This window comes from Nocardioides eburneus (assembly GCF_040838215.1).
GTDB classification, from domain to species: domain Bacteria; phylum Actinomycetota; class Actinomycetes; order Propionibacteriales; family Nocardioidaceae; genus Nocardioides; species Nocardioides eburneus.
On the sequence record NZ_JBFPJR010000064.1, the window covers coordinates 1 to 6,488 of the forward strand.

Below are 6,488 nucleotides of genomic sequence, written 5' to 3' on the forward strand. Positions count from 1 at the left end.
GGGCACCACGCCCGGCGTCGTCGCGATCGCCTCGATCAGGCCCGGCCGGGTCTCCGCCGGCTGGAGGTAGGAGACGCCGCCCGCCGACCAGTGCGTGAAGGCGATGTGGGTGCCCTTCGGCCAGTCGAGCGTGGGCTTGCGGCCCTTGGTGGTCTCGGTCTCGTCGGCCTTCGTCCACGGGACGGCGATGAACTTGCGGCGGAAGTCGGTGGTGCCCTCGAACTTCTTGCCGATGGCGCGGATCTCGTTGAGCTCCGCGCCGCTCACGGTGTCGTCGTACCACAGCAGCGTGTAGCCGTGCTCGAGGTTGTGGACGAGCGCCTCGAGCTCGGGACGGTCCTCGGCGGTGTAGAACTTGCGACCCATGGCGACCGGGGCGACGTTGGCCTCGTTCCAGTGCGGGCCGAAGGCCGGCGGCGCGGTCGTGTAGATCTGCTGCTGGCCGGTCGGGATGTGCTGCTGGTTGCCGTCGGCCTTGATCTCGACGATCTTCTGGCAGCCGGCGGCCGAGGGGCTGTCGCCGATGTCCTGGAGCAGCTCGCTGTTGTAGGCGCTGGTCTGGATCGCGTCCTTGATCGGGTGGAACGCCGCGATGCCGACGATGATGAGGGCGACGGCCACGCAGACGGCGATGATCGCCATCCCGCGGGCACGCTCGGCGCCCCGCTGCTTCTTGCGGATGTCGTCGATGACCGCACGGCGGTCGGACTTGGCAGACTTCTTGGCCACGGTCGGCGTTCCTCGGGATCTAGCGCCAGAGTGCTGGGCCCTGGGTCGGGGCGGGGACGGGTCGCGCAGAGTCTACGCACGGCGGCGCGGGAACCACGAAGGTCTAGAAGACCTGCGGCCGGACCGTGACCGTGTCGCGCTCGTCGTGCGGGTCGGCGGCGTCGATCTGCCAGCCGTGCGCATAGGTCAGGACGCCGAGGAGCCGCCGGTCGACGCCCCGCACGCGCAGCCCGTCACCGACGCGCTCCGTGGTGGCGCCGGTGACCTCGGCGATCGCCGCGGCCAGCTCCTCCGCGACAGCGGGCGCTCCGAACGGTGCCTGGTCGCCGGGCTCCGCCTTCAGCGCACGGACGACGGCCTCCCGGGCGCCGTACCCGAAGAAGTCCTGTCCCTCGCCCCGGATGAGGAGCCCCGCCCCGGCCCCGTCGTCGCCGGGCGGCAGCACGAGGTCGGCCCGCCCGCGTACGACGGCGAACGGCCGCGCGGCCAGCTTGCCCTGCGCGAGCTCGGCGGCCCCCGCCAGCTCGTCGGCGACCGCGGGGGCCGTGACGACCAGGCTGTTGCCATAGCTGTCCTCGCGGCCGGCGAAGCTCTGCAGCACCTGCACGCCGGCCGCCCCGATCGCCAGGTCGGTCTGGCCGTCGCGCCAGGCGCGTCCGGCGGTGTCGGTGACGAGCACGCCGACGTTGGCGCCGGTGCGCTCGCGCAGGGCGGCGCGCAGCACGCGGGCCGAGCCGTCGGGATCGAGAGGATGCAGGACGACGCAGCCCGCGTCGACGTTGGAGGCGTCGATGCCGGCCGCGGCCATGGTGAGGCCGAGGCGGTTGCGCACGATCGCCGTCCGCCCGCGCCGGGCGACGACCCGGCGGGTCTCGTCCGCCAGCACGTCGTCACGGGTGCCCTCGCGCACCTGGCCCTCGGCCTTGCTGACGACCTTGCTCGTCACCGCCACGACGTCGCCGTCGGCGAGCGTCCACCCGTTGCGGTCGAGCGCCGTCAGGAGCAGCGCCGTCAGGTCGTCGCCCTTGCGGACCTCGGGCACGCCGTCGGGGGCGAGGACCGTGAGGGCCCCGCCGGGGCCGTCGGGCTCGGTCATCGCGCGACCAGCTCGATCGCGGCCGCCGCCATCGCGGCGGTGGCCTCGTCGGACGACATCCACAGGGGTACGCCGGCGGCTCGGAGCCCCGCGGACCGCAGCGTGTCCACGGCGTCGGCGTCGCGCTCGTCGACGAGCCAGCCGTCGAGGACGCCGCCGCCGCTGCGCGCGCCGTAGTGGAGCCCGACGCCAGCGGCCGTCGCGTCGACGCCGATGGAGGCGAGCATCTGCTCCGCCATCCCGCGGACGTGATGGCCGCCGATGATGGGGGAGATGCCGACGACCGGGGCGGACGCGGCGCGGACGACCTCGCGGATCCCGGGGACCCCGAGGACGGTGCCGACGGAGACCACCGGGTTGGACGGCGGGAGGATCACCAGGTCGGCGCCGCTGATGGCGTCCACGACCCCCGGGCCGGCCGTGGCCTCGTCGAGGCCGACGAAGACGAGCTGCTCGGCCGGGACCCCGGCACGCAGCCGGACCCAGTACTCCTGGAAGTGGACGACTCGGAGCCCGCTGGGGGAGTCGGGATCCTTGACCGCGACGTGCGTCTCCACGCGGTCGTCGGTCATCGGCAGCACCCGGACGCGGTCGCCGTGGACGGGAGTCAGCCACCGGCGGCACAGCGCCTCGGTGACCTGGGAGAGCGGGAAGCCGGCCTCGAGCATCTGGGTCCGCACGAGATGGGTCGCGATGTCGCGGTCGCCCAGCCCGAACCAGGTGTTCGGGACGCCGTACGCCTCGAGCTCGTCCTTGATGCTCCAGGTCTCCTCGGTGCGGCCCCAGCCGCGCTCGTGGTCGAGGCCGTGGCCGAGGGTGTACATGACGGTGTCGAGGTCGGGGCAGACCTTGAGCCCGTGGATCCACAGGTCGTCGGCCGTGTTGGCGATGACCGTCACCTGGGCGTCGGGCGCGACTCCGGGCAGCGTGCCGGCCTGGATGCCGTGCAGGAGACCGGCGATGAACCTGGCTCCGCCGTGCCCGCCGGAGAGGACCGTGATGGTGCGCATGGCCCCATCCTCTCAGGTGACCTCCAGACAGGCGTGTTACAGGTCTGCGCATAGCAGAAGCCGGGCTTGACTTGAGGTTGCGACAGGCATGTAATTCCACCAGTGTCGTTTTCCCGTGAAGCCGGTCGGGTACCTCCCCGACGAAGCGAGGGGTGATCGGTCGGTTCGGGGGATCACGAACACCAACTGCAAGGGTCGAAAGGGCGAAAGACGATGCGAGAACTGTTTCTCCTCGAGCCTGGCGCCGACGATGGGGGCTGGCAGGAGCGTGCGCTGTGCGCACAGACGGATCCGGAGGCGTTCTTCCCTGAGAAGGGGGGATCGACCCGGGAGGCGAAGAAGGTGTGTCTGACCTGCGAGGTGCGTGACGAATGCCTCGAGTCGGCACTCATGAACGATGAGCGCTTCGGCATCTGGGGCGGTCTCTCCGAGAGGGAGCGCCGCAAGCTGAAGAAGCGCGCAGTCTGATGTAGCAGGACCCGGGCCCCACCGCCCGGGTCTGCTGCTTTTCCGGGCGGCACCGGCTCCCCGTTAGGGTTGCCGATCGTGCATCCCACGGTCGCGCTCGTCCTCGTCAGCCACGACGGCGCCGGCTGGCTGCCCACCGTGATCGACGGCGTCCGGGCCCAGCAGGCGCCGATCGCTCGCGTCGTCGCCGTCGACACCGGCAGCAAGGACGAGAGCCCCGAGCTGCTGGAGGCGGCCTTCGGCACGGTCACCCGGGTGTCCGGCCGGACCACCTTCCCGCAGGCCATCGACCTCGCGCTCGAGGCGCTCGGCGACGGTCCCGACGCACCGGACTGGGTCTGGCTGCTCCACGACGACTCGACGCCGGACCCGGGCGCCCTGGCGGCGCTGCTCGCCTGCGCCGAGGATCACCCGGAGGCCGACGTACTCGGCCCCAAACTGCGGGAATGGCCCTCGCTGCGGCGCCTGCTCGAGCTCGGCGTGACGATCTCGGGCACCGGCCGGCGCGAGACCGGGCTGGAACGCGCCGAGTACGACCAGGGCCAGCACGACCAGGTCAAGCAGGTCCTCGCGGTCAACACCGCGGGCATGCTCGTACGCCGCCGGCTGCTCCGGGACCTCGACGGCCTCGACAAGGCGCTGCCGATGTTCGGCAATGACATCGACTTCGGGTGGCGGGCGGCGAACGCCGGCCACACCACACTCGTGGTCCCCGAGGCCGTCGTCTTCCACGCCGAGGCCGCGCACCGCGGCGTACGCCGGACACCCCTGACCGGGCGGCATACCCACTATCAGGAGCGCCGCGCCGCGCTCTACACGCTGCTCGCCAACGTCTCCGGACGCCGGTTGCCGTTCACCCTCGTGCGGCTCGCGCTGGGGACCCTCCTGCGGATGATCGGCTTCCTGTGCGTGCGCGAGGTCGGCACGGCGCTCGATGAGCTCGCCGCCCTGCTCAACGTCTGCGCCAAGCCGGGCGCGGTGCGAGCGGGACGGCGGGCCCGCGCAGGCCGGCAGAGCGCCGCGCCGGAGCGCGTCCGCGCGCTCCTGCCGCCGGCGTGGCTGCCCTACCGGCACGGGCTCGACTTCGTCAGCGACGTGACCAGCGCACTCACCAATCAGGCCGCCGATGTCGCCGAACGGCGTCGGATCGCCAAGGCCGAGGCCGACCCCGCGTCCTTCGCCGCCCGCCGCCAGGCTGCGCTCGAGCCGCAGGACGAGGACGACATCCCTGAGGAGAACGGCTGGGTCGTCCGGTTCTTCACGAACCCGGTGGCCGTCCTGGTGACCCTCGTCGGCCTCCTCGGCATCATCGGCGCGCGCGCCGGCTTCGGCGCGGTGGCCGGCGGCGGGCTCTCCCCGGTCCCGGACGGCGCGACCGACTGGTGGGGTCTCCACCTGGAGTCGTGGCATGCTCTCGGCCTCGGGACCGCGGTCCCCGCGCCGCCGTACGTCCTGCCCCTGGCGCTGCTCGCGACCGTCCTCTTCGGCCACACCGGCCTCGCGGTCACCGTCGTGATGGTCCTCGCGTTCCCGATCGCGCTCGGCGGCGCGTGGCGCCTGCTGCGGGTCGTGGGACGGCTCATCAGCCACCGGGGCGCGCCACGCTGGCTGATCCTGTGGGGCGCCACGGCGTACGCGTTGGTCCCCGCGGTGAGCGGCGCCTGGGGCGACGGTCGGCTCGGTCCGGTCGTCGCGGGCGCGCTTCTCCCGTGGATGGTCCACGCCGCTCTCGGGTTCGCCGATCCGGAGGCCGACCGGCGCTGGCGGGCGGCCTGGCGTGCCGGTCTCCTTCTCGCCGTCGTCACCGCCTTCGCGCCGTCGGCCTGGCTGGTCGCGCTGGTCCTCGGCGTCGTCGTGCTGCTGCTCGCGTTCCGGGTCGTCCCCGGCTCGATGCGGGACCGCGACGTGTGGGGTCCGCCCGCCGCGGCGCTCGGCGTGCCCCCCGTCCTTCTGCTCCCGTGGTGGCTGCCCGCCCTCGTCCACGGTGCCGGCGCGGCTCTCCTGCTCGACCCCGGTCGCCTGCCGGCCCCGGTCGCCGACGGTGGTGACCTGCTCCTCGGGCGCCTCGAGGACGCTCATCTGCTCGGCGCGCCGTGGTGGCTCGGTCTCGCGCTGCCGCTGCTGGCGGTCCTCGCGCTCATCCCGGTCCGCACCCGCATCCCCGTCCTGGTCTGCTGGATCGCCGGCGTCGTCACGGTCGTCGTCGCCATGGTGCTGTCCTGGCTGCCCCTCCACCTCGCCGCGGGTACGACGGCGGCCGGGCCGGCCTTCCCGCTGGTCGCCGTGCAGGGCGCTGCCGTGGTCGCGGTCGCGCTCGGGGTCCAGGGTGCGCTGCTCGACGGCCTCACCGGTTGGCGGCGTCCCGTGGGCGTTCTCGCCGTGGTGGTCGGTCTCGTCGGTGCGGTCGGGGGGCTCGGCTGGTTCGTGGTCGACGGAAGCGGGTCGCTCACCAGCGACACGGGTCCCCTCGCCCACGAGGGGGTGCCGTCGTACATGCTCGACACCGCGACCCACCGCCCGGCGGAGGGCGTGCTCGTCCTGCGCGGCAGCGTCGCGGACGGTCTCCGCTACACCGTCCTGCGCGGCGACGGGGTCACCCTGGGCACGGACGAGATCACCGCCGCCACCCCGGTGGACACCGACTTCAACGGTCTCGTCGGCCGGCTCACGTCCGCGCCCGGTGCCGACGTGCTGGATGCACTGGCCCGCCACGGCATCGAGTACGTCGTCATGCCGAGCCCGGCCGACCACGCCGTCGCCGAGGGCATCGACGCCAGCGGTGGCGTGACCCAGGCGAGCACCACCGACCGGTCGACCCGGGCCTGGCAGCTCGACACCGCGCCGACCGGCGACGACCTCGACGGCCACCGGTCGTGGCTCCGGATCCTGCTGCTGGTGGTCCAGCTCGCCGGTGTGGTGGTGGTCGCCGTGCTCTGCGGACCGACGTTGGAGAGGAAGCGAACGAGATGAGCGAGCGTCAGCGAGCGACCATCGAAAATCTCGTGCGGCCGCGTCCGTACTCTGTCGTTCTCCTGACGGAGGGGGCCGCATGAGCGAGCGTCAGCGAGCGACCATCGAAAATCTCATGCGGCCGCGTCCGTACTCTGCCGTTCTTCTGACGGAGGGGGCCGCATGAGCGAGCGTCAGCGAGCGACCATCGAAAATCTCATGCGGCCGCGTCCGTA

Annotated in this window: 5 protein-coding genes; 2 read left to right on the forward strand and 3 right to left on the reverse strand. The window is 72.9% G+C overall.

Features of this window, described 5'->3' with window-relative positions:
• From AB3X52_RS19280 to cofD, 3 genes are all read right to left on the reverse strand, one after another.
• Positions 1-729, reverse strand: a 729-nt coding sequence (locus tag AB3X52_RS19280) for a DUF3105 domain-containing protein (protein ID WP_367995731.1), incomplete at its 3' end; no start/stop codon positions are given.
• A 103-nt stretch (positions 730-832) separates the two neighbouring features.
• A complete protein-coding gene (gene cofE / locus AB3X52_RS19285; protein WP_367995732.1) occupies positions 833-1,825 on the reverse strand; it encodes a coenzyme F420-0:L-glutamate ligase in 993 nt (330 codons plus the stop codon).
• Positions 1,822-2,835, reverse strand: coding sequence for a 2-phospho-L-lactate transferase (cofD, locus tag AB3X52_RS19290; RefSeq protein ID WP_367995733.1), 1,014 nt, complete (start codon positions 2,833-2,835; stop codon positions 1,822-1,824). Before cofD ends, cofE begins: the two co-directional genes overlap by 4 nt.
• Before the next feature lie 213 nt (positions 2,836-3,048).
• On the opposite strand from cofD, the gene AB3X52_RS19295 reads away from it, so the two are divergent.
• Both AB3X52_RS19295 and AB3X52_RS19300 read left to right on the forward strand, forming a co-directional pair.
• Positions 3,049-3,303 (forward strand): WhiB family transcriptional regulator, encoded by a 255-nt coding sequence (locus AB3X52_RS19295; protein ID WP_367995734.1) that lies wholly within the window; start codon positions 3,049-3,051, stop codon positions 3,301-3,303.
• Between the two features lie 78 nt (positions 3,304-3,381).
• Positions 3,382-6,273: a glycosyltransferase gene (locus AB3X52_RS19300; RefSeq protein ID WP_367995735.1), complete on the forward strand. Its 2,892-nt coding sequence runs from the start codon at positions 3,382-3,384 to the stop codon at positions 6,271-6,273.
• Positions 6,274-6,488 lie beyond the last annotated feature (215 nt).

Bases quoted from the DNA above. Each gene is read 5' to 3' on its own strand.
- AB3X52_RS19295 (WP_367995734.1), top strand. From the start codon at position 3,049: ATGCGAGAACTGTTTCTCCTCGAGCCTGGCGCCGACGATGGGGGCTGG.
- cofE (WP_367995732.1), bottom strand. From the start codon at position 1,825: ATGACCGAGCCCGACGGCCCCGGCGGGGCCCTCACGGTCCTCGCCCCC.
- cofD (WP_367995733.1), bottom strand. From the start codon at position 2,835: ATGCGCACCATCACGGTCCTCTCCGGCGGGCACGGCGGAGCCAGGTTC.